Origin of the sequence: Thauera sp. 63, from assembly GCF_000310165.2 — a bacterium.
Taxonomy (GTDB): Bacteria; Pseudomonadota; Gammaproteobacteria; order Burkholderiales; family Rhodocyclaceae; genus Thauera; species Thauera humireducens.
In genome coordinates this window covers 65489-87334 of sequence record NZ_AMXC01000008.1, presented here as the reverse complement: position 1 = coordinate 87334, position 21846 = coordinate 65489, and the positions used below count along the sequence as shown (strand labels likewise).

At 65.7% G+C, this 21846-nt stretch carries 28 protein-coding genes; 2 read left to right on the top strand and 26 right to left on the bottom strand.

Annotation, left to right across the window (positions count from 1 at the left end; translation table 11 throughout):
* Positions 1 to 26: 26 nt before the first annotated feature.
* A complete protein-coding gene (locus C664_RS09325; protein ID WP_004258330.1) occupies positions 27 to 542 on the top strand; it encodes a disulfide bond formation protein B in 516 nt (171 codons plus the stop codon).
* A 34-nt stretch (positions 543 to 576) separates the two neighbouring features.
* Here the strand turns inward: C664_RS09325 and C664_RS09320 are convergent, their stop codons facing one another.
* The 9 genes from C664_RS09320 to C664_RS09280 form a co-directional block, all read right to left on the bottom strand.
* Entirely contained in the window at positions 577 to 897 is a 321-nt protein-coding gene (locus tag C664_RS09320; protein WP_004258327.1) for a hypothetical protein, read from the bottom strand.
* Between the two features lie 125 nt (positions 898 to 1022).
* Entirely contained in the window at positions 1023 to 1247 is a 225-nt protein-coding gene (locus C664_RS09315) for a YgaP family membrane protein (RefSeq protein WP_004258324.1), read from the bottom strand.
* Positions 1244 to 4507 carry an efflux RND transporter permease subunit gene (locus C664_RS09310; RefSeq protein ID WP_004258321.1) on the bottom strand — a complete coding sequence of 1088 codons (3264 nt, stop codon included), beginning with the start codon at positions 4505 to 4507 and terminating at the stop codon, positions 1244 to 1246. The genes C664_RS09315 and C664_RS09310 overlap by 4 nt, the downstream gene beginning before the upstream one ends.
* A 14-nt stretch (positions 4508 to 4521) precedes the next feature.
* Positions 4522 to 5592, bottom strand: a complete 1071-nt coding sequence (locus C664_RS09305; RefSeq protein ID WP_004258319.1) for an efflux RND transporter periplasmic adaptor subunit — start codon at positions 5590 to 5592, stop codon at positions 4522 to 4524.
* A 74-nt stretch (positions 5593 to 5666) separates the two neighbouring features.
* The gene (locus tag C664_RS09300; protein WP_004258316.1) at positions 5667 to 6056 is read right to left on the bottom strand and encodes a sirohydrochlorin chelatase; all 390 of its coding nucleotides are present in this window, start codon (positions 6054 to 6056) and stop codon (positions 5667 to 5669) included.
* Positions 6057 to 6114: 58 nt separating this feature from the next.
* Complete coding sequence (locus C664_RS09295; protein ID WP_004258313.1) at positions 6115 to 6969, bottom strand: tRNA threonylcarbamoyladenosine dehydratase; 855 nt, start codon at positions 6967 to 6969, stop codon at positions 6115 to 6117.
* 16 nt (positions 6970 to 6985) lie between these two features.
* Positions 6986 to 7951 carry an MBL fold metallo-hydrolase gene (locus C664_RS09290; protein WP_004258309.1) on the bottom strand — a complete coding sequence of 322 codons (966 nt, stop codon included), beginning with the start codon at positions 7949 to 7951 and terminating at the stop codon, positions 6986 to 6988.
* Between the two features lie 114 nt (positions 7952 to 8065).
* The gene (gene ssb / locus C664_RS09285) at positions 8066 to 8557 is read right to left on the bottom strand and encodes a single-stranded DNA-binding protein (protein WP_004258307.1); all 492 of its coding nucleotides are present in this window, start codon (positions 8555 to 8557) and stop codon (positions 8066 to 8068) included.
* Between the two features lie 49 nt (positions 8558 to 8606).
* The gene (locus C664_RS09280; protein ID WP_038011370.1) at positions 8607 to 9791 is read right to left on the bottom strand and encodes an MFS transporter; all 1185 of its coding nucleotides are present in this window, start codon (positions 9789 to 9791) and stop codon (positions 8607 to 8609) included.
* A 150-nt stretch (positions 9792 to 9941) separates the two neighbouring features.
* Between C664_RS09280 and uvrA the strand changes: the two genes are divergently transcribed.
* Entirely contained in the window at positions 9942 to 12779 is a 2838-nt protein-coding gene (gene uvrA / locus C664_RS09275; RefSeq protein WP_004258302.1) for an excinuclease ABC subunit UvrA, read from the top strand.
* 25 nt (positions 12780 to 12804) lie between these two features.
* Here the strand turns inward: uvrA and galE are convergent, their stop codons facing one another.
* The 17 genes from galE to rplE form a co-directional block, all read right to left on the bottom strand.
* Positions 12805 to 13827, bottom strand: a complete 1023-nt coding sequence (galE, locus tag C664_RS09270) for a UDP-glucose 4-epimerase GalE (RefSeq protein WP_004258299.1) — start codon at positions 13825 to 13827, stop codon at positions 12805 to 12807.
* Between the two features lie 82 nt (positions 13828 to 13909).
* Positions 13910 to 14305, bottom strand: coding sequence for a 50S ribosomal protein L17 (rplQ, locus tag C664_RS09265; protein WP_004258295.1), 396 nt, complete (start codon positions 14303 to 14305; stop codon positions 13910 to 13912).
* A 25-nt stretch (positions 14306 to 14330) separates the two neighbouring features.
* Positions 14331 to 15311 (bottom strand): DNA-directed RNA polymerase subunit alpha, encoded by a 981-nt coding sequence (locus tag C664_RS09260; protein WP_004258292.1) that lies wholly within the window; start codon positions 15309 to 15311, stop codon positions 14331 to 14333.
* Between the two features lie 38 nt (positions 15312 to 15349).
* The gene (gene rpsD, locus C664_RS09255) at positions 15350 to 15979 is read right to left on the bottom strand and encodes a 30S ribosomal protein S4 (RefSeq protein WP_004258287.1); all 630 of its coding nucleotides are present in this window, start codon (positions 15977 to 15979) and stop codon (positions 15350 to 15352) included.
* A 14-nt stretch (positions 15980 to 15993) separates the two neighbouring features.
* Positions 15994 to 16383: a 30S ribosomal protein S11 gene (rpsK, locus tag C664_RS09250; protein ID WP_002931621.1), complete on the bottom strand. Its 390-nt coding sequence runs from the start codon at positions 16381 to 16383 to the stop codon at positions 15994 to 15996.
* 12 nt (positions 16384 to 16395) lie between these two features.
* Positions 16396 to 16758, bottom strand: a complete 363-nt coding sequence (rpsM, locus tag C664_RS09245; RefSeq protein WP_004258282.1) for a 30S ribosomal protein S13 — start codon at positions 16756 to 16758, stop codon at positions 16396 to 16398.
* Positions 16759 to 16811: 53 nt separating this feature from the next.
* Positions 16812 to 16925, bottom strand: a complete 114-nt coding sequence (rpmJ, locus tag C664_RS20295; protein ID WP_004258276.1) for a 50S ribosomal protein L36 — start codon at positions 16923 to 16925, stop codon at positions 16812 to 16814.
* Positions 16926 to 16949: 24 nt separating this feature from the next.
* The gene (infA, locus tag C664_RS09240) at positions 16950 to 17168 is read right to left on the bottom strand and encodes a translation initiation factor IF-1 (RefSeq protein ID WP_002931617.1); all 219 of its coding nucleotides are present in this window, start codon (positions 17166 to 17168) and stop codon (positions 16950 to 16952) included.
* 3 nt (positions 17169 to 17171) lie between these two features.
* Entirely contained in the window at positions 17172 to 18497 is a 1326-nt protein-coding gene (gene secY, locus C664_RS09235) for a preprotein translocase subunit SecY (RefSeq protein ID WP_004258275.1), read from the bottom strand.
* Between the two features lie 14 nt (positions 18498 to 18511).
* On the bottom strand, positions 18512 to 18949 hold the full coding sequence (gene rplO / locus C664_RS09230) for a 50S ribosomal protein L15 (protein ID WP_004258274.1): 438 nt from the start codon (positions 18947 to 18949) through the stop codon (positions 18512 to 18514).
* 1 nt (position 18950) lies between these two features.
* A complete protein-coding gene (gene rpmD, locus C664_RS09225; RefSeq protein ID WP_004258273.1) occupies positions 18951 to 19133 on the bottom strand; it encodes a 50S ribosomal protein L30 in 183 nt (60 codons plus the stop codon).
* A 3-nt stretch (positions 19134 to 19136) separates the two neighbouring features.
* Positions 19137 to 19661 (bottom strand): 30S ribosomal protein S5, encoded by a 525-nt coding sequence (gene rpsE, locus C664_RS09220; RefSeq protein ID WP_004258252.1) that lies wholly within the window; start codon positions 19659 to 19661, stop codon positions 19137 to 19139.
* A 12-nt stretch (positions 19662 to 19673) separates the two neighbouring features.
* The gene (rplR, locus tag C664_RS09215; protein ID WP_004258249.1) at positions 19674 to 20027 is read right to left on the bottom strand and encodes a 50S ribosomal protein L18; all 354 of its coding nucleotides are present in this window, start codon (positions 20025 to 20027) and stop codon (positions 19674 to 19676) included.
* Positions 20028 to 20038: 11 nt separating this feature from the next.
* Entirely contained in the window at positions 20039 to 20572 is a 534-nt protein-coding gene (gene rplF / locus C664_RS09210) for a 50S ribosomal protein L6 (RefSeq protein WP_038011369.1), read from the bottom strand.
* A gap of 10 nt (positions 20573 to 20582) precedes the next feature.
* Positions 20583 to 20978: a 30S ribosomal protein S8 gene (gene rpsH, locus C664_RS09205; protein WP_004258240.1), complete on the bottom strand. Its 396-nt coding sequence runs from the start codon at positions 20976 to 20978 to the stop codon at positions 20583 to 20585.
* A 13-nt stretch (positions 20979 to 20991) separates the two neighbouring features.
* The gene (gene rpsN / locus C664_RS09200) at positions 20992 to 21297 is read right to left on the bottom strand and encodes a 30S ribosomal protein S14 (protein ID WP_004258236.1); all 306 of its coding nucleotides are present in this window, start codon (positions 21295 to 21297) and stop codon (positions 20992 to 20994) included.
* 7 nt (positions 21298 to 21304) lie between these two features.
* Positions 21305 to 21844 (bottom strand): 50S ribosomal protein L5, encoded by a 540-nt coding sequence (gene rplE / locus C664_RS09195; RefSeq protein WP_004258233.1) that lies wholly within the window; start codon positions 21842 to 21844, stop codon positions 21305 to 21307.
* Positions 21845 to 21846 lie beyond the last annotated feature (2 nt).

Sequence of the window (21846 nt, the reverse complement as noted above, 5' to 3'; positions counted from 1 at the left end):
GCGCCCGCCCCGGAATGCGAAACACGATGCCCCTGCTCCACACCCTGCTGCGCCTGCCGGCGCGCGTGCTCTACCTCGCCCTCTTCGTCAGCGCCATCGGACTGCTCGGCTTCGGCCTCTATCTGCAGCACGTGAAGGGCCTCGAACCCTGCCCGATGTGCATCATGCAACGCTATGCCTTCCTCGGCGTCGCCCTGATCGCGCTGGTGGGTGGGCTGCACGGACCGGGACAGACCGGCAGCCGCGTCTATGCGGCACTGATCGGCCTGGGTGCGCTGACCGGCGGCAGCATCGCCGCGCGCCAGACCTGGATGCAGCTGTATCCGCCCGAAATCCCGGAATGCGGGCCCGGGCTGGAGTTCATGCTGGAGAGTTTTCCGCTCGGCGAGGCGCTGCCGATGATCTTCCGCGGCGCAGGCGATTGCGCCGCCATCGACTGGACCTTCCTCGGCCTGTCGATCGCCAACTGGTCGCTGGTGACCTTCTCGGCGACCGTGGCCTTCGCGCTGTGGATGCTGGTCCGGCGTGAGCCGGCCCGCTGAGGCGCGCCCTCTGGTCTGAACCGCCGCGCCGGACTTAATCGACCACGCGCACGATCCGCCCGCCGATCTCGTACCGGCCATCACCGAGGGCGTTGCAGCGGATCACTTCGAGCTTGGTGATGAGCGGCGGCCGGTCGGGCGTGGGCGACCCCTGCGGCCCGAGCACCGCAACGTCGATGACTTCGTTGCGCCCCGGCACATAGGCCGCATGCAGCGTCATTCCGCCAACCCCGATCTCGACGCAGACCGCATCGACCCGTTCGCCGTTACGCAGCGCGATGAAGGCGGGACAGCCCAGCGGCAGCCGCCGGTCGAGGCGTCGATCCTGGTACGGCGGAATGTCCTTCATGTTCATGTGCGTACGGGGCAGATCAGAATTACGCGATTCTAGCGCCACCAGCCGCCAGCAGCGCTGCCGCGCGCAGGGCTTTGCGCGCCGGCGTGCACAACATCACGCCGTGCGGGCGCATCCGGCCCGCCTCAGCTCGAACAGCTTGCCTTCTCGTCCTTGACGCCGAGCTTGTGCAGGATGTTCACCAGCGGGCACAGGCCGGTGAAGGCGCTCTGGAACAGGTTGGCGCCGACGAAGGCGGTGAACCACAGGAAATGCTGGCTGACGAACAGCGGCGAGGCCTCGACGCCGAGCGCGAGCGAGATCAGGACGAAGCCGCCGGCGAAGGCGCGGACGTATTCATTGGTGGTCATGCGGAGTTCTCCTCGGGGTTTTGCAGGCGGGCGATGCGGCCGCGCATGGCCGCGTAGTACAGGACCGGGATCACCACCAGGGTGAGCACGGTGGACACGAAGATGCCGAAGATCAGGCTGATGGCCAGACCGTTGAAGATCGGATCGTCGAGGATGAAGATGGCGCCGATCATGGCCGCCAGCGCGGTGAGGCCGATCGGCTTGGCGCGTACGGCCGCGGCGCGGATCAGCGCCTCGCCGAACGCCATGCCCTCAGCCACCTGCTGATTGACGAAATCCACCAGCAGGATCGAGTTGCGCACGATGATGCCGGCCAGCGCGATCATGCCGATCATCGACGTGGCGGTGAATTGGGCACCGAACAGCGCATGGCCGGGCATCACGCCGATGATGGTGAGCGGGATCGGCGCCATGATGATCAACGGCACCAGATAGCTGCGGAACTGCGCCACCACCAGCAGGTAGATCAGCACCAGGCCGACCGCGTAGGCGGCCCCCATGTCGCGGAAGGTCTCGTAGGTGATCTGCCACTCGCCGTCCCACTTGAGCTGGTAGCCGGCGTAGGGATCGTCGGGCTGGCGGATGAACCATTCGCCGAGCGTGCCGTGCAGCCCCGGCGCGCCCTCCAGCGCCATGCCATTGACGCGCGAACGGATGTCGAACATGCCGTACAGCGGCGAATCGAGCTTGCCGCCCATGTCGCCGGTGACATAGACCACCGGCAGCAGGTCCTTGCGGTACAGGATCTGCTCGCGCCGCGTTTCGGCGACCTGCACCAGTTCGGAGATCGCGATCAGCTTGCCATCGCGGGCACGCACCTGCATCGCCAGCAGGTTGCCGACCTCGGACTGGCGCACCGCCGGCAGCTGGATACGCACCGGGATCTCGTACTTGTTGTCGCCGCCATGCACCGGGGTGACGTTCTCGCCCGACAGGCCGAGGCGCACCACCTCGACGATGTCGGCCTGCGCCACACCCATGCGCGCGGCCTTGGGCTGATCGACGCGCAGCACCAGCTTGGGCGCGTCCTCGTCCACCGTGTCGTCCACGCCGACGATGTCGGCAGTCGATTCGAACGCCTCACGCACGCGCCGCGCCACCTCGACCTGGCCGTCATAGTCCGGGCCGTAGATCTCGGCGACGATCGGCGACAGCACTGGCGGACCGGGCGGCACTTCCACCACCTTGGCGTTGCCGCCGTTGCGGCGCGCGATCTCGGTGACGGCCTCGCGCACCGACACCGCGATCTCGTGGCTCTGCCGGCTGCGCGCGGTCTTGTCGACCAGATTGACCTGGATGTCGCCCTGCTCCGGCGCGCTGCGCAGGTAGTACTGGCGCACCAGCCCGTTGAAGTTGATCGGTGCGGCGGTGCCGGCGTAGGACTGCCAGTCGGTGACCTCGGGCACGGTCGCCAAGTGCGCGCCGATCTCGTTGAGCACGCGCGCGGTGTCCTCGACCGGCGTGCCCACCGGCATGTCGAGCACGACCTGGAATTCGCTCTTGTTGTCGAAGGGCAGCATCTTCATGACTACGAGCTGCACCACCGGCAGGGCCACCGAGGCGCCGATCAGCGCCATCACCCCGAGCCACAGCATCAGCCGGTTGCGGGCGCCGCGCTGCGCGTCGAGCATCGGCGTCATGATGCGGCGGAAGACGCCGTCGAGGCGCCGGGTCATCTTGTCCTCGCCCTCGTGGTGATGGGCATCGACGCTCTTCAGCATCTTCTGCGCCAGCCAGGGCGTCACGACGAAGGCCACGACCAGCGAGATGAACATCCCCATCGAGGCGTTGATCGGGATCGGGCTCATGTAGGGCCCCATCAGACCGGTGACGAAGGCCATCGGCAGCAGCGCCGCGATCACGGTGAAGGTGGCGAGGATGGTCGGTCCGCCGACCTCGTCGACCGCCTTCGGAATCAGCTGCCACAGCGGCGTGTCGGGCTCGAGCGTGTGCCAGCGGTGGATGTTCTCGACCACCACGATGGCGTCGTCCACCAGGATGCCGATCGAGAAGATCAGCGCGAACAGCGACACCCGGTTGAGCGTGAAGCCCCAGGCCCAGGACGCGAACAGCGTGGCGGCCAGCGTCAGCGACACCGCGATGCCGACGATGATCGCCTCGCGCCGGCCGAGCGCGAAGAACACCAGCGCCACGACCGCGGCGGTGGCGAAGGCGAGCTTGCCGATGAGCTGGTTGGCCTTGTCGTTGGCGGTCTTGCCATAGTCGCGGGTGACGGTGACCTCCACGCCTTCCGGGATGAGGCTGCCGCGCAGCTTGTCGAGGCGCTGCATCGCCGCCCGGGCGACGTCGGCGGCGTTGGCGCCGGGCTTCTTCGACAGCGCCAACGTGACCGCCGGAAACAGGCCGTGCTGATCGATGCCGCGCTGCTGGGCCGCGGCGCCGGTGCCGAACCAGACGTACTGCGAGGGCTGGTCCGGCCCGTCGCTCACCTCGGCCACGTCGCGCAGGAACACCGGTTTGCGGTCCTCCACGCCCACCACGAGGCTACGCACGTCCTCTGCCGACTCGAGGTAGGTGCCGGTCTGCACCAGCACCTCACGGTTGCCGGACACCAGGCTGCCCGCCGGTTGCGAGGCGTTGGCCAGTTGCAGCGCAGCGCGCAGGTCCTGCGCGGTGATGCCGTGCGCGTTCATGCGCTCGGTGTCCATGTTCACCCGGATCACGTGGCCGGGGCCGCCAATGGTGGCGACGTCGCGCGTGCCGGGGATGCGCTTGAGCTCGGTCTCGGTGGCGCGCGCGACCTGCTGCAGCTCGAAGCCGGCGCGCTCGATGTCGGCCGTCCAGAACGTGAAGCTGACGATGGGCACGTCGTCGATGCCCTTGGGCTTGATCAGCGGCGCTCCCACCCCCAGTTGCGGCGACAGCCAGTCGGCGTGCGAATGCACGGTGTCGTAGAGGCGGACCAGCGCCGTCTGGTTGGGCACGCCCACTTCGAACTGCACCGTGATCACCGCCATGCCGGGGCGCGACACGGTATAGACATGCTCCACGCCAGCGATGCGCGACAGCACCTGCTCTGCCGGTCGCGCGACGAGCGCCTCGACGTCGCGTGCCGAGGCCCCCGGGAAGGGAACCAGCACGTTGGCCATGGTGACGTCGATCTGCGGCTCTTCTTCCTTGGGCGTGATCAGCGTGGCGAAGATGCCGGCCAGCAACAGCACCAGGGCCAGCAAGGGCGTGATCGCATTGCGCTGGAACGCGGCCGCGATGCGGCCGGAAATGCCGAGGCGGTTTTCCATGATCGCCCCCCGGCTCAGCGCGCGGCCGCGGCCGAGCGGGCCTGGATGCCGGCCTGCACCGGGTCGAGTGCCAGCGTCTCGTCGCCCTTGAGGCCGGACAGCACCTCCACCGTCTCGCCACCCTGCAGGACACGGCCGAGGCGAATCTGGCGCAGCGCGAAACCGTCTTGGCCGGCAGCGACATACACCGCGGTGAGTTCGCCGCGACGCAGCACCGTCTTGGCCGGAATCACGAGCGGCTGCGATGCGAGCGGCAGGACTGCAGCGGACTGGAAGTGAACGCGGGCGAAGCTGCCCGGCAACACGTTGCCGGTACTGCCCGGCAGATCGACGCGGACCCTGACGGTATGGGTGCGCGCATCGGCCGCCGGCAGCACGGTGATGGCGGCCGCCTCGATCAGGCGGCCGTCCGACAGCTCCACGCTCGCCTTGAGCGGTCCGTCGCCCAGCAGCGCGAGGCGCTGGGGCGCCAGATCGGCCACGGCGCGCATCTGCACAGGATCGTAGACCGTGAGCAGAGCCCGGCCGGGCTGGGCCATCTCGCCGGCCTCGATGTGGCGCTCGGCAACCAGACCGTCGAGCGGCGAATCGACCGTGGCATAGCCCTGCACCGTCGACGCCTGAGACCGCGCCGCGCCCGCGGCGCGCACCTGGGCCTCGGCCGCTTCGAAGCGGGTGCGAACGGCATCGAGCGCCGACTGGCTCAGGAACTTGCGCTCGACCAGGCTGCGGGCGCGGTCGTATTCGGCACGCGCGTTGATCAGCGCGGTCTGTGCCTGGGCGACATTGGCATCGGCCGCCGCCACCGCCGCACTGGCCTCTGCAGGGTCGATGCGCAGCAGCACCTGCCCCTTTCGCACGCGGTCACCGGCATCGACGGCGAGCTCGACGATGCGACCGGGCACCTGCGCTGCCAGCGTGGACTGGCGCACGGCCTCGATGCTGGCTTCCGCCCCCAGGCTGGCCGCCTGCGCGCGGGACTCGATACGCACGGTCGGCAGCTCGGCGTGCGCCGACGCGATCGCGAACACGCCAGCGAGCGCGAAGCCCGCACGCGCAAGCATGGGAATCAGGGAGATCTTCATGCGAATAAGTATATGCTTATATTTATGAAGATCAAGCACGTAGCAGCGCTACGCGCGCCCAGCGCGGTCAGCGCTCAGGAAACGCAGCTGCGCGCGTAATCGGCCATTGCGGCGACAACCGGTTCGGCCTCGCCGGCCGCCGTCGCGAGCGTGATCGCGCACTGGGGATGCGCCTGCCGCACCTCGTCCAGCAGCAGCGGCAGGTCGCGTTTGAGGTGGCCGCCCTGCGCCAGGAAGATCGGCACGACCGCAATGTGGCGCGCACCGGCGGCCGCCAGCGTAGCGATGGCCTCGGGCAGCGAGGGTTGCATGAACTCGAGGAAGGCGAGTTCAACCGGGGTCGCGTCGGGCTGGGCGAGCATGCGCTCACGGATGCGCCGCATCGGCCCGGCCCATTCGGGATCGCGCGCACCATGGCCGAACAGCACCACGGCAGAAGATTCGGTAGGCGAGGTCTGGCTCATGCTTCAACTCCGGTCAAAGTGAGCTCCGACTGGCGGAACCCGTGATCGTTCGTGATCCTCAACCGGCCAGCCGTGCCCGCCCCGCGCGCAGCAGGTGCTCGATGGCACGCGACACGCAGAACAGCCCGACGCTTGCGGTCATGGCCATGCTCGAGCCGTAGCCGGCACAGGCCAGCCCGTGGAGGCCGCGCCGCGTGGCGGGCGCGTCCGCTGCGGCGATCTCGCCGACGTCGCAGGCGCTCGCGGCAGGATAGCGCAGCGGTTCGGTGGAAAACACCGCCTCGATGCCGAACCGCTTCTTCGGGTCGCGCGTGAAGCCATGCTCCTTGCGCAGACGCGCGCGCACCTTCGACAGCAGCGGATCCTGCAGCGTGCGGGCCAGATCATCCACACGGATCTGCGCCGGATCGAGCTTGCCCCCGGCGCCGCCGGCCATGACCAGCGGCAGCGCGCGCGCGCGGCAGGTGGCGGCGATCGCCACCTTGGCGCGGACGTTGTCGATGGCATCGACGACGACGTCGAAGCCGCGCAGCAGGGCCCCGGCGTTCTCGACCGTCAGGAAGTCCTCGACCGTGTCGACACGGCAGTGCGGGCTGAAGGCCGCGATACGCGCGGCCATCGCCTGCACCTTGGCCTGGCCCAGCGTGGTGTCGAGCGCATGCACCTGTCGATTGATGTTGGACTCGGCAACGTGGTCGAGGTCGATCAGCGTGAGGCGCCCCACGCCGCTGCGGGCAAGCCCCTCCGCCGCCCAGGAGCCGACGCCGCCGATCCCGATCACGCAGGCATGCGACGCGGCCAGCGCGTGCGCCGCCCCTTGGCCATAGAGACGATCGATGCCGCCGAAGCGACGCTCGGCATCGACCTCAGGCGGATCGGACGCAGTGGCAGGCAAGGCGGGGGCCGACGACATCGGGCAGCGGACCTGCTCAGGCCGGCTGGGCTTCGACGGCGCGCTGGCTGTCGAGCCACACGCCCAGACCCTGCGCGTTGAGTTCGAGGTCCATGCGCAGCAGCTCGAGCGTCTGCTCCTCGTCGAGCGCCCATTTCTGGCGGTCGGTCTCCTCGCGCATCACCTGTTCGAGACCGGCGAGGATCTCGACGTGGCGTGCGACACCGTCGCCACGCGCAGCCTGCGCCACGGCGACCATGGCATCGATCAGGCGATGAAGATCGGCCGCGAGGCGCGGCACATCGGTGATGCGGCTGTAGTGGGTCAGGTACATGGCCTGCGGCTGCATGGCCATCATGCGGTCGATCGACTCGTGCATCGCCTGCGGATCGAACTGCGTCGGCGTGGTGGTCGGCACGACGAAGGCGCGCCCGTCCACATCGAGTTCGCGATAGGACAAGCCGAAGGTGTCACCGGTGAAGAAGGCGCGGGCGGTGTTGTCCCAGATGCAGATGTGGTGGCGCGCATGACCCGGGGTGTCGAAGACGCGGAAGCGACGGCTGGCCAGGCGCAGCTCCAGCCCGTCGGTCGCGGGCACGATGCGCTCGGCGGGCACCGGCACCAGCCGGCCATACAGCTGATAGGCGCGCTCGGCGCCGTAGACGGCCGAAGTGCCTTCCCACAGTTTGCTCGGATCGACCATGTGACGCACGCCGCGCGGGTGCACCAGCAGCTTCGCATTGGGCAGCGCACACATCAGGCTGCCGGCCCCCCCGGCATGATCGAGGTGGATGTGGGTCAGCATGACCCAGTCGACGTTCTCCGGCGGGATGCCCAGCGCAGCGAGTGCCGAGAGCACGCGCGGCACGGAGTCGTTGCTGCCGGTATCGACGACCGCCGCCCGCCCCTCCTCGACCACGATATGGATGGCGGCCAGCAGCGGCCGGCCATAGCCGGATTCGAGGGCATGAATGCCGTCGGGCTGGCTGATGAGTTCGTTCATTGTTCTCCCTCCTCGTACCGCAACTTTGGGTTAGAACGCCCAAATTCAATCCTAGGCGCGAGATACGCCCGCGCCCCGGACACACGTCACGTTGTGCAGCGCACTCGTGTCAGGTCAGAACGGGATGTCGTCGTCGAAATCACCGAAGCCGGACGAGGACGGCGCAGGCTGCGACTGCGGACGCGGCGCGGCAGCCGGAGCCTGCTGGCGCGGGGCCGCTGCGGGAGCGTCGTAGCCGCCGTCGTTGCCGCGCATCGGCGCGTCACCGCCTTCGCGGCGGCCGAGCATCTTCATCTCGTCGGCACGGATCTCGGTGGTGTAGCGATCCTGACCGCTCTGGTCCTGCCACTTGCGGGTGCGCAGGCTACCTTCGATGTAGACCTGGCTGCCCTTGCGCAGATACTGGCCGGCGATCTCGGCGAGCTTGCCGTAGAACGTCACACGATGCCACTCGGTGGCTTCGCGGCGTTCGCCGGTATTCTTGTCGCGCCAGTTCTCGGTGGTCGCCAGGCGGATGTTGCAGATGGCGTCGCCGGACGGTGCGAAGCGGCTTTCGGGATCGGCGCCGAGGTTGCCGATCAGGATGACTTTGTTGACGGATGCCATCGGGTTTCTCCTAGGTGTGCAAGTGGCTGCGCGATGCGCAGCGAAAAATTCAGTCCCGCGTCGGTGCGGGTACGACACGCAGCGGCGGCGGGTTCATGCTGGTCGACAGCACCAGCCAGGCCAGCGCCAGCACGCCGCAGAACAGGCTGACCGCACCCGCGCCAAAGCGCTGCCCCAGCCAGCCGCCGAGCAGGCCACCGAGGAAGAGTCCGACGGACTGCAGGGTGTTGTAAACCCCGAGCGCGGTGCCCTTCGCATGCGCGGGCGCGATGCGCGAAATCCATGACGGCTGCGTCGCCTCGAGCACATTGAAGGCGACGAAGAAGAGCGTCAGCAACAATGCCAATGGTATCAGCCCATCACCGATCAGCCACAGTCCGAACTGAACCAGTGCCAGCAATCCGACCGCGGCATTGAACACCGGTTTCATCAGGTTGCGGCGTTCGGCAATGATCACCGCCGGCACCATGACGACGAAGGACAGCAGCACCGCCGGCAGGTAGACCTTCCAGTGCTCGGGCACCGGCAGGCCGCCGCTCGACACCAGCGCGGCCGGCACCATCACCCACATCGTGGTCTGGATCAGGTGCAGCGCGAACACGCCGAAGTTCAGCCGCATCAGCTGGCCATCGCGCAGCACGTCGATGAAGCGTCCGCCGTTGGCACGCGGCACCGGCGGCGCCTCCGGCACGACCCACAGCAGCACGCCAATCGCACCGAATGCGAGGACGGCCGTCAGCCAGAAGATTCCGTCCATGCCGATGGCGGCATACAGCAGCGGCGCCGCCACCATCGACAGCGCGAACACCAGGCCGATCGAAGACCCGATCATCGCCATGACCTTGGTGCGATGCTGGTCGCGCGTGAGATCGGCGGCCAGGGCGGTGACGGCGGCCGAGATGGCACCCGCGCCCTGCAGCACACGCCCGGCGATGATCATGTGGATGCTGTCGGCCAGGGCTGCCACAACGCTGCCGAGCACGAACAGCACGAGGCCGAAGACGATGACCGGCTTGCGGCCGAACCGGTCGGACGCGGCGCCATAGGCGATCTGCAGGCAGGCCTGGGTGAGCCCGTAGGCGCCGATCGCCAGACCCACCAGCGTCAGATTGTCACCGCCCGGGATGCCCGCCGCGTGCACCGCGAACACCGGCAGGATCAGGAACAGGCCGAGCATGCGCAGCGCGAAGATCGCGGCCAGGCTCATGCCTGCGCGACGTTCGGCGGAAGTCATCGGATCTCGCGACGGAACGGACATGCAAAAGGCCGGTTGCGATAAAGCGGCGAATTCTAACATTTCCCCACCCTTGGCTGACGGATTGCGTTGGCCCGCACCGGCGTTCTCTCTTATAGTTTCGGGTTACCTACCGCCAGCCCTGCCGCCATGGACGAGATCCGCATCCGCGGTGCCCGAACCCACAACCTGAAGAACATCAACATCGATCTGCCGCGCAACCGGCTGACGGTGATCACCGGGCTATCGGGCTCGGGCAAGTCTTCGCTGGCGTTCGACACGCTCTACGCCGAAGGGCAGCGCCGCTACGTCGAGTCGCTGTCGGCGTATGCGCGCCAGTTCCTGCAGCTGATGGAAAAGCCGGACGTGGACCTGATCGAGGGTCTGTCGCCGGCGATCTCGATCGAGCAGAAGGCCACCAGCCACAACCCTCGCTCCACGGTCGGCACGGTGACCGAGATCCACGACTACCTGCGCCTGCTCTACGCCCGCGCCGGCACGCCGCACTGCCCGGATCACCCCGAGCACGCGCTGGAAGCACAGAGCGTGGCACAGATGGTGGACCACGTGCTGGCGTTGCCCGCCGAGACACGGCTGATGATCCTGGCGCCGGTCGTGGCGGGCCGCAAGGGCGAGCAGCACGACCTCTTCGCCGACCTGCGCGCCCAGGGTTTCGTGCGCGTACGCGTCGATGGCGAAGTGATGGAGCTCGATGCGATGCCGCCGCTGGAGAAGGGCCGGCGCCACGACGTCGAGGTCGTCATCGACCGCCTGAAGGTGCGCGACGACGTACGCGGACGCATCTCCGAGTCCTTCGAGACCGCGCTGACGCATGCCGACGGACGCGCGATCGCGGTCGAGATGGACTCCGGCCGCGAGCACCTGTTCTCGGCCCGCTTCGCCTGTCCGGTGTGCAGCTTCGCGCTCGCCGAACTCGAACCGCGGCTGTTCTCGTTCAACAATCCGGCCGGCGCCTGCCCCAAATGCGATGGCCTGGGTCAGGTCGATTTCTTCGATCCGGCGCGCGTGGTCGCCCACCCCGAGCTGTCGCTGGCAGCGGGCGCGATCCGCGGCTGGGACCGTCGCAACCAGTTCTACTTCCAGATGCTGGCCAGCCTGGCGGCGCATTACGCCTTCGACATCGAGGCTGCGTTCGAGACCCTGCCAGAGCGCGTACGCGAAGTCGTGCTGCACGGCTCGGGCAAGGAGAAGATCGCCTTCCGCTACATGGCGGACAACGGCCGCATGGTGCTCAAGGAGCACCCCTTCGAGGGCATCATTCCCAACCTCGAGCGGCGCTTCCGCGAGACCGACTCGATCGCGGTGCGCGAGGAACTGACCAAGTACCGCGCGACCCAGCCCTGCCCCAGCTGCCATGGCAGCCGGCTGCGCAGCGAGGCGCGCCACGTGCTCATTGGCGGGCGTGCACTGCACGAGGTGGGGCATCTGCCGCTCGGCGAATGCCGCGACTTCTTTGCCGGCCTGAACCTGAGCGGCGCGCGCGCCCAGGTCGCCGACAAGATCGTCAAGGAGATCGCCGACCGCCTGAGCTTCCTGATCAACGTCGGCCTCGACTACCTGTCGCTCGACCGTTCCGCCGACACCCTGTCGGGCGGCGAGGCCCAGCGCATCCGCCTCGCCAGCCAGATCGGCTCGGGCCTGACCGGCGTCATGTACGTCCTCGACGAACCCTCGATCGGCCTGCACCAGCGCGACAATGACCGCCTGCTGGCGACCCTGGCGCAACTCCGCGACCTCGGCAACACCGTGATCGTCGTCGAGCACGACGAGGATGCGATCCGCAGCGCCGACTATCTCGTCGACATGGGGCCCGGCGCAGGCGAGCACGGCGGCCACGTCATCGCGCACGGCACCCCGGCCGAGGTCATTGCCGATCCATCCTCCGTCACGGGCGATTACCTCTCCGGGCGTCGTGCCATCGCCGTCCCGTCACGCCGCACTGCGCCCGACGAAACGCGCCAGCTGCGCATCGTCGGCGCCCGCGGCAACAACCTGAAGAACGTGGAGGTGTCGCTGCCACTGGGTCTGCTGACCTGCGTCACCGGCGTATCGGGATCGGGCAAGTCGACCCTGATCAACGACACCTTGGCCGCCGCCGCCTCGCGCCAGCTGTACAAATCCGCCACCGAACCGGCCCCGCACGAAGCCATCGAGGGCCTCGACGCCTTCGACAAGGTCATCAATGTCGACCAGTCCCCGATCGGCCGCACTCCGCGCTCCAACCCCGCCACCTACACCGGCCTGCTGACACCGATCCGCGAACTGTTCGCCGGCGTGCCCGAGGCGCGCGCACGGGGCTACGGACCGGGACGGTTCTCCTTCAACGTCCGCGGCGGCCGTTGCGAGGCCTGCCAGGGCGACGGGCTGATCAAGGTCGAGATGCACTTCCTGCCCGACATGTACGTGCCCTGCGACGTCTGCCACGGGAAGCGCTACAACCGCGAGACCCTCGAGATCCGCTACAAGGGCCGCAGCATCCAGGAAGTGCTGGAGATGACGGTCGAGCAGGCACTGGAGTTCTTCGCCGCCGTGACGACCGTCGCACGCAAGCTCGAAACCCTGATGGACGTCGGCCTCGGCTACATTCGCCTTGGCCAGAGCGCCACGACGCTGTCAGGTGGCGAAGCCCAGCGTGTGAAGCTCGCGCTCGAGCTCTCGAAGCGCGACACCGGCCGCACGCTCTACATCCTCGACGAACCCACCACGGGCCTGCACTTCCAGGACATCGAACTGCTGCTGAAGGTCCTCCACCGCCTGCGCGACAACGGCAACACCATCGTCGTCATCGAGCACAACCTCGACGTCATCAAGACCGCCGACTGGATCATCGACATGGGCCCCGAGGGCGGCGCCCGCGGCGGCACTGTGGTCGCCTGCGGCACGCCGGAAAGTGTCGCAGCGCATCCGCAGAGCCACACGGGCCGCTACCTCGCCAAGGCCCTCGCCGGCGGCGCTGCACACGCCTGACCCAAGCCCGCGGGTCAGGCGCGTTTCAGGTCTTGCGGTAACCGAGCGGATTCATGCTCTGCCAACGCCAAGCATCCGCGCACATCGCATCCAGATCCCGCTCAGCGCGCCAGCCGAGCACCGACTGCGCGCGCGCCGGATCCGCCCAGCAGGCCGCGACATCCCCGGGGCGGCGCGCGACGATATCGAACGGCACCGGCCGGCCCGACGCCTTCTCGAAGGCGCGCACCATCTCCAGCACGCTGTAGCCCCTTCCGGTTCCGAGGTTGAGCGTCGTCACGCCCGCCAAGGTGTCGATGCGCTCGAGCGCGCGCAGATGACCGAGCGCCAGATCGACGACGTGGATGTAATCGCGCACGCCAGTACCGTCCGGCGTCGGATAGTCGTCGCCGAAGACCCGCAAGCGTGGCAAACGCCCCACCGCGACCTGGCTGACGTAGGGCATCAGGTTGTTCGGAAGCCCGTCCGGATCCTCCCCGATGCGGCCGCTGGCGTGCGCTCCGACCGGGTTGAAGTAGCGCAGGAGCACGATATGCCAGCGCGGGTCGGCAGCGCCGAGGTCGCGCAGCATCTGCTCCCCCATGAGCTTTGTCCAGCCGTATGGATTCGTCGCCGCTATCGGGAAGCTCTCGTCAATCGGCACGCTCGCCGGGTCACCGTATACGGTCGCCGACGAACTGAACACGAGCTTCCGGCAGCCTGCGGCCCCCATCGCCTGCAGCACCGCGAGCAATCCGTTCAGGTTGTTGTCGTAGTAGGCGAGCGGCTGCGCGACCGACTCACCGACCGCCTTCTTCGCCGCGAAGTGTACGACCGCGTCGATCTCGTGCGTGGCAAACACCTCGCCCATCAACCTGCGATCACGGACATCGCCACGGACGAAGGCGCGCAATGGACGTCCGGCCAACTCCTCGATCCTCCGCACCGCCTCCGGCGACGCGTTGGACAAGTCGTCGACGATCACGACGTCCTGCCCCGCACTGAGCAACTCCACACACGTATGCGAGCCGATGTAACCCGCTCCACCGGTAACCAAAGTCACAGCCATCTCGTGCCTCTCCACCACCACACTAACCGCAGGCGAAAAAAAACCGGGCTATTGCCCGGTTTCCTCTACTTCACGGCCCGACTCAGGCCGCTTCGCCTTCCACGTCCACCGCTTCCCCATCCGGGCGATCCAGCAGTTCGACAAACGCCATCGGGGCATTGTCGCCATCGCGGAACCCGCACTTCAGGATGCGCAGATAGCCGCCGTTGCGGGTGGCGTAGCGCGGGCCCAGTTCGTCGAACAGCTTCACGACCATATCTCGGTCGCGAAGACGGTTGAACGCCAGACGGCGGTTGGACAGGCTGGGCTTCTTGCCCAGGGTGATCATCGGCTCCACCACACGGCGAAGTTCCTTCGCCTTCGGCAGGGTCGTCTTGATCACTTCGTGACGCAGCAGCGAGTTGGCCATGTTGCGGAACATCGCCTGGCGGTGGCTGCTGGTACGATTCAGCTTGCGAAGACCATTACGGTGACGCATTTCAATTCCTCACTTGCCCGGCGTCTCAACCGAGCTTCTCAAGCCCGGCCGGCGGCCAGTTTTCCAGTTTCATGCCAAGGGTGAGACCGCGCGAGGCCAGCACTTCCTTGATCTCGTTCAGCGACTTGCGACCCAGGTTCGGGGTCTTCAGCAGTTCCGTCTCGGTACGCTGAATCAGATCGCCGATGTAGTAGATGTTCTCGGCCTTCAGGCAGTTGGCCGAACGCACCGTCAGTTCCAGATCGTCGACCGGACGCAGCAGCACCGGATCGATCGTGACCTCGGGCTTCGTCACCTGCGGCGCAGCCGTGCCTTCCAGCTCGGCGAACACCGACAGTTGGTCCATCAGCACGCGCGCAGCGTAGCGGATGGCCTGCTCGGGATCCACGGCACCATTGGTTTCGATGTCGATGACCAGACGATCCAGGTCAGTGCGTTGCTCGACGCGAGCGCTCTCGACCAGATAGCTGACGCGACGCACCGGGCCAAACGACGCATCAAGGACGATGTGACCGATCGCCTTGCTTTCGGCATTGACCGGACGGACGTTGCCAGGCACATAGCCGCGACCTTCCTCGACCTTGATCTGCATGTCCAGCTTGCCGCCAGGCGCGATGTGCGCGATGACGTGGTCGGGGTTGATGATCTCGACGTCATGACCCAGCTCGATGTCGGCCGCCGTAACGACGCCTTCGCCCGACTTGGCCAGACGCAGGGTGACTTCGCTGCGGTTATGCAGCTTGAACACCACACCCTTGAGGTTCAACAGCAGATCGACGATGTCTTCGCGGACGCCATCCAGAGTGGAGTACTCATGGAGGACTCCCTCGATCGTCACTTCGGTCGGTGCATGACCGGGCAGCGACGACAGGAGGATGCGCCTCAGCGCATTCCCCAGCGTGTGACCGAAACCCCGCTCGAACGGCTCCATCGTCACCCTCGCCTGTACCGGCGAGGTGCTCTGGACGTCGATGATGCGCGGTTTCAGCAGTGCATTGCTTTGCATCAGCATTCCCTCGGAACTAGAAGAGGATCAGCCCCCGATTAACGGGAGTACAGTTCCACCACCAGGCCTTCATTGATCGTGGGCGGCAGTTCGGAACGAACCGGGTAGGCCTTGAAAACGCCCTTACCGGCCTTCGTGTCGACATCCAGCCACTCGGGGAAGCCACGCGAAGCAGCCGCTTCCAGCGCAGCCTTGACCCGCAGGTGACCACGCGCACGTTCGGTCAGCTCGACAACATCACCCGGACGCACGACGTACGACGGGATGTTCACGCGCTTGCCATTCACCAGCACGCCATTGTGACGCACGACCTGACGCGCCTCGGCACGCGAAGCGCCGAAACCCATGCGATACGCGACAGAGTCCAGACGACCCTCGAGCAGTTGCAGCAGGTTCTCACCGGTCTGACCGCGACGACGGTCCGCCTCGGCGTAGACCTTGCGGAACTGGCGCTCGAGCACGCCATAAAGACGACGGATCTTCTGCTTTTCACGCAGCTGCACGCCATAACCCGACAGACGCTGACCCGAGCGCTGGCCGTGTTGGCCAGGCGCGTAGGCACGGCGCTCGATGGCGCACTTGTCGGTAAAGCACTTTTCGCCCTTCAGAAACAGCTTTTCGCCTTCGCGACGGCACTGACGGCACTTGGGATCGAGATTACGAGCCACTTATCAACTCCTTGTCAGATACGGCGCTTTTTCGGCGGACGGCAGCCGTTATGCGGGATGGGGGTGATGTCCGTGATGCTGGAAATCTTGATCCCCAGCGCGTTCAGCGCGCGAACGGAAGACTCGCGACCCGGGCCGGGGCCCTTGATACGCACTTCCAGGTTCTTGATGCCGCATTCCTGCGCGACCTTGCCAGCCGCTTCGGCCGCCACCTGCGCAGCGAACGGCGTGCTCTTGCGCGAGCCCTTGAAGCCAGCGCCGCCGGACGTTGCCCACGAGAGAGCATTGCCCTGACGGTCGGTGATGGTGATGATCGTATTGTTGAAGCTCGCGTGAACGTGGGCGATACCCTCAGCTACGTTCTTCTTGACCTTCTTACGAACCTTCGTTCCAGTCTTAGCCATTATCGGTTCCTATTACTTCTTGCCGGCGATCGCCTTGCGGGGACCTTTGCGGGTACGCGCATTCGTACGAGTACGCTGACCCCGCAGCGGCAGGCCGCGACGATGACGCACGCCGCGATAGCAGCCCAGGTCCATCAGTCGCTTGATGTTCATCGTCACTTCACGACGCAGATCGCCCTCAACAACGAAACGACCGACTTCGTCACGCAGCTTTTCCATGTCCGACTCGGTCAGATCCTTGATCTTCGTCGAGCGAACGATGCCTGCGGCGTCGCAAATCTTCTGAGCACGCGTACGGCCGATCCCAAAGATTGCGGTCAACGCGATCTCGGCGTGCTTGTGATTGGGAATGTTTACCCCAGCAATACGGGCCATCCGTCTACCCCAAAACGCGAAACATTAAATTTTAATAGCTAGAGTTGACTTAATCAACCCTGGCGCTGCTTATGCCGCGGATCGGTGCAGATGACGCGAACGACACCTTTGCGGCGGATGATCTTGCAATTGCGGCAAAGCCGCTTGACTGAAGCCTGGACTCGCATGTTCTTGCTCCTGTTTCTCTATTCTCACTTGGTCCGGAACACGATCCGGCCCTTGGTCAGGTCGTAAGGGGTCAACTGCACCGTAACCTTGTCTCCAGGGAGGATGCGGATGTAATGCATGCGCATCTTGCCGGAGATGTGGCCGAGGACCATGTGTCCGTTCTCGAGCCTTACGCGGAACGTTGCGTTGGGGAGGTTTTCCGTGACCTCGCCCTGCATCTCGATGACATCTTCCTTGGCCATGTCTTACCGGGTCGGGAGACCGGCCCCCTTGAAGTTCGCCTTCTTCAGCAGACTCTCGTACTGGTGCGACATCACGAACGCCTGAACCTGTGCCATGAAGTCCATCGTGACGACCACGATGATCAGCAGGGAGGTGCCACCGAAGTAAAACGGCACGTTCCACTTCAGGATCAGGAACTCGGGCAGCAGGCAGACCAGGGTGATGTACACCGCGCCGGCCAGCGTCAGCCGCATGAGAATCTTGTCAATGTAGCGAGCGGTCTGATCGCCCGGGCGGATCCCCGGAACGAACGCCCCACTCTTCTTCAGGTTGTCGGCCGTCTCGCGAGCGTTGAACACCAGCGCCGTGTAGAAGAAGCAGAAGAACACGATCGCCAGCGCGTACAGCATCACGTAGATCGGCTGCCCCGGAGACAACGTGGATGCGATGTCCCGCAGCCAGTACATCCCCTCGGAAGAGCCGAACCACTGCCCCAGCGTCGCCGGGAACAGGATGATGCTCGACGCGAAGATCGGCGGAATCACGCCGGACATGTTCAGCTTCAGAGGCAGGTGGGAACTCTGACCACCGTAAACCTTGTTGCCGACCTGCCGCTTGGCGTAATTCACCAGAATCTTCCGCTGCCCCCGCTCCACGAACACCACGAAGCCCGTCACCAGCGCCACCAGCACGCAGATGAACAGCGCGGTGAAAGGATGCATCGACCCAGTCCGAACCAGCTCGAACAGACCACCGATCGCACTCGGCAAGCCTGCTGCGATGCCTGCGAAGATGATGATCGAGATACCGTTGCCGATGCCACGTTCCGTGATCTGCTCGCCCAGCCACATCAGGAACATCGTCCCCGTGACGAGCGTGGCGACGGTGACGAAACGGAACATGAGTCCCGGCTCCAGCACGAGGCCAGGCTGCCCTTCAAGCGCGATCGCGATACCCAGCGACTGCGCGAAGGCCAGCACGAGCGTACCGTAGCGCGTGTACTGGGTGATCTTCCGACGCCCCGCCTCACCCTCCTTCTTGAGCGCCTCCAGCGTAGGCACCGCCACCGTCATCAGTTGCATGATGATGGAGGCCGAGATGTAGGGCATGATGCCCAGGGCGAAGATCGTGAAGCGCGACAGCGCGCCACCCGAGAACAGGTTGAAGACGCCGAGAATACCGCCCGCCTGCGACTGGAACAGCTCAGCCAGCCGCTCGGGATCGATACCCGGGACGGGGATGTGCGCACCCAAACGATAGACGATGAGCGCGCCCAGCAGGAACAGCAGGCGACGCTTGAGGTCGCCGAACCGCCCCGGATTGCCCAGCGTGGCAGAAGGAGTAGCCACAGCCTGTCCCTTTATTACTCAGCCGACACGGAACCGCCGGCAGCTTCGATCGCTGCCTTGGCACCCTTGGTCGCACCGACGCCGCGGAGCACAACCTTGCGGCTGATCTCGCCCGACAGAACGACCTTCGCGGACAGCGCATCGCCCGGAACCACACCTGCCTGCATCAGCGTCAGCAGGTCGATTTCCTCGACCGGCACGGCCGCCAGTTCAGACAGGCGCACTTCCACGTTGCGGGCACGCGTCAGCGAGACGAAGCCACGCTTCGGCAGGCGACGCTGCAGCGGCATCTGACCGCCTTCGAAGCCCGTCTTGTGGAAACCGCCCGCGCGGGATTTCTGACCCTTGTGGCCACGGCCGCAAGTCTTGCCCAGGCCGCTACCGATTCCACGCCCGACGCGCTTGGCGACGGTCTTGGAGCCAGCTGCGGGCTTGATGGTATTCAGGCGCATATCAACCCTCACACTTGACCAGGTAGGACACCTTGTTGATCATGCCGCGCACCTCGGGCGTATCCGCCAGCTCAACCGTATGGTTGAGTCGGCGCAGACCGAGCCCGCGCACGGTGGCGCGGTGCGACTGCTTGGTGCCGATCACGCTCTTGACGAGCGTCACCTTGATTTTCTTGTCCGACATCGCTTACCCCAGGATCTCTTCGACGGACTTGCCGCGCTTGGCAGCAATCTCCGCCGGGGTGTTGATCGCCATCAGGCCGTTGATGGTGGCACGCACGACGTTGTAAGGATTGGCCGAGCCAATGCACTTGCAGATCACGTCCGTCACACCCATCACCTCGAACACGGCACGCATCGGACCGCCGGCAATGATGCCGGTACCGGCCGGAGCGGGCTGCATCAGCACGGACGACGCGCCATGCTTGCCGATCACGGTGTGCTGCAGGGTGCCGTTCTTCAGCGACACCTTGCGCATCTTGCGACGCGCCTCGTCCATCGCCTTCTGAACCGCCACCGGCACTTCACGGGACTTGCCCTTGCCCATGCCGATCGCACCGTCACCGTCGCCGACCACGGTCAGCGCCGCGAAGCCGAGAATCCGACCACCCTTGACGACCTTGGTCACGCGATTGATCGCGACCATCTTCTCCCGCAGGCCGTCATCGCGCTCGTCGGAGGCTTGCGCGCGTTTAGTTTGCTGCTTAGCCATTCGATTCCTCGCTTAGAACTTGAGGCCGCCTTCGCGGGCAGCCTCGGCCAGCGCCTTCACGCGGCCGTGATACAGGAAGCCGGAGCGGTCAAATGCGACCTGCTCGATCCCAGCAGCCTTGGCGCGCTCGGCGATCAGCTTGCCGACGAGCTCCGCAGCAGCCTTGTTGCCACCGTTCGGCACCTGTGCGCGCACGTCGGCTTCGACGGTCGACGCGGCGGCGAGAACCTTCGAGCCGCAGCCCGAGATGACTTGCGCGTAGATATGGCAGTTGGACCGGAACACCGCGAGGCGAACCGCCTTGAGCTCCGCCAGCTTGGCGCGAGTTTTGCGCGCACGGCGAAGACGAGTTTCTTTCTTGTTCATGACGAACCGCCTTACTTCTTCTTGGTTTCCTTGAGCACCACCACCTCGTCCGCATAGCGAACGCCCTTGCCCTTGTAGGGCTCGGGAGAGCGGTAGGCCCTCACCTCGGCCGCGACCTGGCCAACCTGCTGCTTGTCGACACCCTTGATCAGGATCTCGGTCTGCGTCGGTGTCTCGACCTTGACGCCAGCCGGCATCTGATGGACGACCGGATGCGAGAAGCCGAGCGACAGGTTGAGCTTGTCACCCTGAGCCTGCGCACGATAACCGACACCCACCAGGGTCAGCTTGCGCTCGAAGCCCTTGGTCACGCCCGTCACCATGTTGTTCACCAGCGCACGCACGGTACCCGACATCGCACGCGCATTCGGCACGCCATCGCGCGCCTTGCAGACGATCGCGTCACCCTCGCGTTCGACACTGACCTGACCGGTCAGCGGCTGGCGAAGCGTGCCCAGCGGGCCCTTCACGGCGATTTCAGCGTCGGAGATCATGACTTCGACACCGCTCGGAATCGCCACCGGATTCTTAGCTACACGAGACATGGCATCCCCCTTAGGCAACCAGGCAGATGACTTCGCCGCCGACGCGATTCGCACGCGCGCTACGGTCAGTCATCACACCACGCGGGGTGGACACGATGGCAACGCCCAGGCCGTTCATCACGCGCGGCAGCTCGTCGCTTCCCTTGTAGATACGCAGACCGGGGCGGCTGACGCGCTCGATGCGCTCGATGACCGGACGACCCGCGTAGTACTTCAGCGTCACGTCCAGCGTAGCCTTGCCGGCCTCGGCATTGACGGCGAAGCCGTCGATATAACCTTCGTCCTGCAGCACCTTCGCGATCGCGACCTTCAGCTTCGACGACGGCATCGATACCGACGCCTTCTGAGCCTGTTGGCCATTGCGGATGCGCGTCAGCATGTCGGCGATGGGATCGGACATACTCATCTTCGAATTCTCCTTACCAGCTCGCCTTGGTCATGCCAGGCACTTCGCCGCGGAAAGCGATCTCACGCAGCTTGTTGCGGCACAGACCGAACTTGCGGAACACACCACGCGGACGACCGGTCAGCGCGCAACGGTTGCGCTGACGCGTCGGATTGGCATTGCGCGGCAACTGCTGCAGCGCAAGACGAGCCGTCATGCGTTCTTCTTCGGACAGCTTCATGTCCTGGACCTGCGCAACCAAGGCCGCACGCTTGGCGGCAAACTTTGCCACCAGCTTCGCGCGCTTGGCTTCGCGATTGATCAGAGCGAGTTTCGCCATATCACCCTCAATTCTTGAACGGGAACTTGAACGCACCCAGAAGCGCACGCGCCTCTTCGTCCGTCTTCGCCGTCGTCGTGATGCTGATGTTCATCCCGCGCAGAGCATCGATCTTGTCGTACTCGATTTCCGGGAAGATGATCTGTTCCTTGACGCCGAGGTTGTAGTTGCCACGACCGTCGAAACCCTTGGCACCGATACCACGGAAGTCGCGAACACGCGGCAGCGCGATCGTGACCAAGCGATCCAGGAACTCGAACATGCGCGGACCACGCAGCGTGACCATGCAACCGATCGGGTAGCCATCACGAATCTTGAAGCCCGCAATCGACTTGCGGGCCTTGGTGGCAACCGGCTTCTGACCAGCAATCTTGGTCATGTCGCCGATGGCGTGCTCGAGAATCTTCTTGTCGCCAACAGCCTCACCCACACCCATGTTGAGGGTGATCTTGGTGATGCGCGGCACTTCCATCACGGACTTGTAGCCAAACTGCTTTTGCAGCGCCGGCGCCACTTCGTCCTTGTAAACCTGTTGCAAGCGAGCCATCG

Coding starts and splice junctions, on each gene's coding strand:
- C664_RS09325 (WP_004258330.1), top strand. CDS start 27: ATGCCCCTGCTCCACACCCTGCTGCGCCTGCCGGCGCGCGTGCTCTAC.
- C664_RS09320 (WP_004258327.1), bottom strand. CDS start 897: ATGAACATGAAGGACATTCCGCCGTACCAGGATCGACGCCTCGACCGG.
- C664_RS09315 (WP_004258324.1), bottom strand. CDS start 1,247: ATGACCACCAATGAATACGTCCGCGCCTTCGCCGGCGGCTTCGTCCTG.
- C664_RS09310 (WP_004258321.1), bottom strand. CDS start 4,507: ATGGAAAACCGCCTCGGCATTTCCGGCCGCATCGCGGCCGCGTTCCAG.
- C664_RS09305 (WP_004258319.1), bottom strand. CDS start 5,592: ATGAAGATCTCCCTGATTCCCATGCTTGCGCGTGCGGGCTTCGCGCTC.
- C664_RS09300 (WP_004258316.1), bottom strand. CDS start 6,056: ATGAGCCAGACCTCGCCTACCGAATCTTCTGCCGTGGTGCTGTTCGGC.
- C664_RS09295 (WP_004258313.1), bottom strand. CDS start 6,969: ATGTCGTCGGCCCCCGCCTTGCCTGCCACTGCGTCCGATCCGCCTGAG.
- C664_RS09290 (WP_004258309.1), bottom strand. CDS start 7,951: ATGAACGAACTCATCAGCCAGCCCGACGGCATTCATGCCCTCGAATCC.
- ssb (WP_004258307.1), bottom strand. CDS start 8,557: ATGGCATCCGTCAACAAAGTCATCCTGATCGGCAACCTCGGCGCCGAT.
- C664_RS09280 (WP_038011370.1), bottom strand. CDS start 9,791: ATGACTTCCGCCGAACGTCGCGCAGGCATGAGCCTGGCCGCGATCTTC.
- uvrA (WP_004258302.1), top strand. CDS start 9,942: ATGGACGAGATCCGCATCCGCGGTGCCCGAACCCACAACCTGAAGAAC.
- galE (WP_004258299.1), bottom strand. CDS start 13,827: ATGGCTGTGACTTTGGTTACCGGTGGAGCGGGTTACATCGGCTCGCAT.
- rplQ (WP_004258295.1), bottom strand. CDS start 14,305: ATGCGTCACCGTAATGGTCTTCGCAAGCTGAATCGTACCAGCAGCCAC.
- C664_RS09260 (WP_004258292.1), bottom strand. CDS start 15,311: ATGCAAAGCAATGCACTGCTGAAACCGCGCATCATCGACGTCCAGAGC.
- rpsK (WP_002931621.1), bottom strand. CDS start 16,383: ATGGCTAAGACTGGAACGAAGGTTCGTAAGAAGGTCAAGAAGAACGTA.
- rpsM (WP_004258282.1), bottom strand. CDS start 16,758: ATGGCCCGTATTGCTGGGGTAAACATTCCCAATCACAAGCACGCCGAG.
- rpmJ (WP_004258276.1), bottom strand. CDS start 16,925: ATGCGAGTCCAGGCTTCAGTCAAGCGGCTTTGCCGCAATTGCAAGATC.
- infA (WP_002931617.1), bottom strand. CDS start 17,168: ATGGCCAAGGAAGATGTCATCGAGATGCAGGGCGAGGTCACGGAAAAC.
- rplO (WP_004258274.1), bottom strand. CDS start 18,949: ATGCGCCTGAATACCATCAAGCCCGCAGCTGGCTCCAAGACCGTCGCC.
- rpmD (WP_004258273.1), bottom strand. CDS start 19,133: ATGTCGGACAAGAAAATCAAGGTGACGCTCGTCAAGAGCGTGATCGGC.
- rpsE (WP_004258252.1), bottom strand. CDS start 19,661: ATGGCTAAGCAGCAAACTAAACGCGCGCAAGCCTCCGACGAGCGCGAT.
- rplR (WP_004258249.1), bottom strand. CDS start 20,027: ATGAACAAGAAAGAAACTCGTCTTCGCCGTGCGCGCAAAACTCGCGCC.
- rplF (WP_038011369.1), bottom strand. CDS start 20,572: ATGTCTCGTGTAGCTAAGAATCCGGTGGCGATTCCGAGCGGTGTCGAA.
- rpsH (WP_004258240.1), bottom strand. CDS start 20,978: ATGAGTATGTCCGATCCCATCGCCGACATGCTGACGCGCATCCGCAAT.
- rpsN (WP_004258236.1), bottom strand. CDS start 21,297: ATGGCGAAACTCGCTCTGATCAATCGCGAAGCCAAGCGCGCGAAGCTG.
- rplE (WP_004258233.1), bottom strand. CDS start 21,844: ATGGCTCGCTTGCAACAGGTTTACAAGGACGAAGTGGCGCCGGCGCTG.